This is a genomic window from Mixta theicola (assembly GCF_002895925.1).
GTDB classification, from domain to species: domain Bacteria; phylum Pseudomonadota; class Gammaproteobacteria; order Enterobacterales; family Enterobacteriaceae; genus Mixta; species Mixta theicola.
Window position 1 is genome coordinate 1 of sequence record NZ_NWUO01000041.1, and the last position, 1,511, is coordinate 1,511.

Genomic DNA, 1,511 nt, shown 5'->3' on the forward strand with positions numbered 1-1,511 from the left:
CGGTGCCTTTTCGCGCCGTGCCAACGCCCTGGTTTTCACGCGTGCTGCACTGGCCGGGTGGCTTTTCCGGCGTCACGTTAGGACGCGGCTTTGATATGAAACTGCGCAGCGCGGGTGAAATTTACAGCATTTTGCGTCAGGCTGGCCTGGAAGAGCATAAGGCGGTGATCTGTTCCCGCGCGACGGGCCTGAGCGGCAGGGCGGCGCAGCAGTTTGTCACAGTGTTTGGTCCCATGGTTGGTGAGATTACCCATCGGCAGCAGATTCAACTGTTTGAGATCGCCTGGCATACGAAAATTAATTATGCCAGGGGCATTTATCTCAGGCATTCTGCAGACATCACGCAGCGCTTATCCTGGGAATTGATAGATGGCAAAATAAAGGACATATTTGTTGATACAATTTATCAAGGAAATAAAAATGCAGGCGCTATGGCTAAATTAATTGCGCAGGGTAGTAACCGAGAAAAAATAATTCAGCATCTTAAAGACAATAACTATTATCAAATGGATGCAAGAAACCGGGCCAGAGTAGAATACTTAAAATGAAGAAATTAAGCTTTTTAATTTTCCAGCTGTTACTTATATCCAGTGCTTACTGTTCAAGTATGTTAGATGGAAACGCGCTAACCCCCTGTTTTCAAATGGATGAAGAAAGCCTTGAATGCATTACAGAGGTAACGGAAAAATCAGATGAGGTTTTAAACCAGGCTTACATTCAAAAACTTCAGGCAATAAAAACAGCTGATGAAATGCGCTGGTGGTTGGGCAGAAAAGAACAAAAAATGCGCATGGCCGATAATTTCGTCAATAGTCAGCGGCTATGGCTGGATTACCGAAATAGTTATTGCGTAACCATTGCCGCGCCTGAAGAAAATACACATGCTTACGCTGAGGCGCAGGCGCGCTGCCATCTTAATATGAATCAACGTCGAATCGATGAAATCGATATGCTTTATCATCCTGAGTTAGATGATAAATAGTATTTACCTTTCATTTTTTCGCTATAACTTAAAGTTATGACCTGCGCCCGCGCCATAACTTCATCTGTTCACTTTGCGCCAAAGATAATCTTTATAAGACCTGGCTCAAAACCACCGCTTTTTTTCTTCCGTCACGTTCTCTGTTTTCTCTCTCTGCGATAACGCCTTTTTGCTTCGTTTTGTTCGTCGTTACTTATCGGCAGCGGACGGCATGGAAAAGGCTTCCAATGAGCAGAAAATATCATGAGCCCCTGGTGCTGCATCCCAATCGCCTGTTCACTTCGGTGGGGACCTGCGGCACCAATCAGGCCGGTGAAGTGAAAAAACTGCAGCGTATGGTAATGAACGCGGGCTATACGCTCGCTACCGGACGCAGGCTGGCTATTGATGGTATTTGCGGCCATCAGACGCTGGAAGCGATACGCTGGTATCAGCGCCTGCTTAACCTTTCTCCTTCCGGCCTGGTTACGCCTCTTTCCGTTTACTTTATGGCTGCGTTAAAAGCGATGTCGCCCTATAACCGGCCGCA

General features: G+C 46.7%; 3 protein-coding genes. All 3 read left to right on the forward strand.

The genetic code is table 11. From position 1 onward, the window contains the following. Window positions 1–41 precede the first annotated feature (41 nt). A complete protein-coding gene (locus COO59_RS20430; protein ID WP_133158629.1) occupies window positions 42–548 on the forward strand; it encodes a lysozyme family protein in 507 nt (168 codons plus the stop codon). Then, a complete protein-coding gene (locus tag COO59_RS20435) occupies window positions 545–982 on the forward strand; it encodes a lysozyme inhibitor LprI family protein (RefSeq protein WP_103061463.1) in 438 nt (145 codons plus the stop codon). The genes COO59_RS20430 and COO59_RS20435 overlap by 4 nt, the downstream gene beginning before the upstream one ends. Window positions 983–1,209: 227 nt before the next feature. Continuing rightward, window positions 1,210–1,511: peptidoglycan-binding domain-containing protein (locus COO59_RS20440; protein WP_133158630.1), on the forward strand; the 302-nt coding region annotated here is incomplete at its 3' end.

Excerpts from the sequence above, each read along its gene's own strand:
- COO59_RS20435 (WP_103061463.1), top strand. The coding sequence starts at position 545 with ATGAAGAAATTAAGCTTTTTAATTTTCCAGCTGTTACTTATATCCAGT.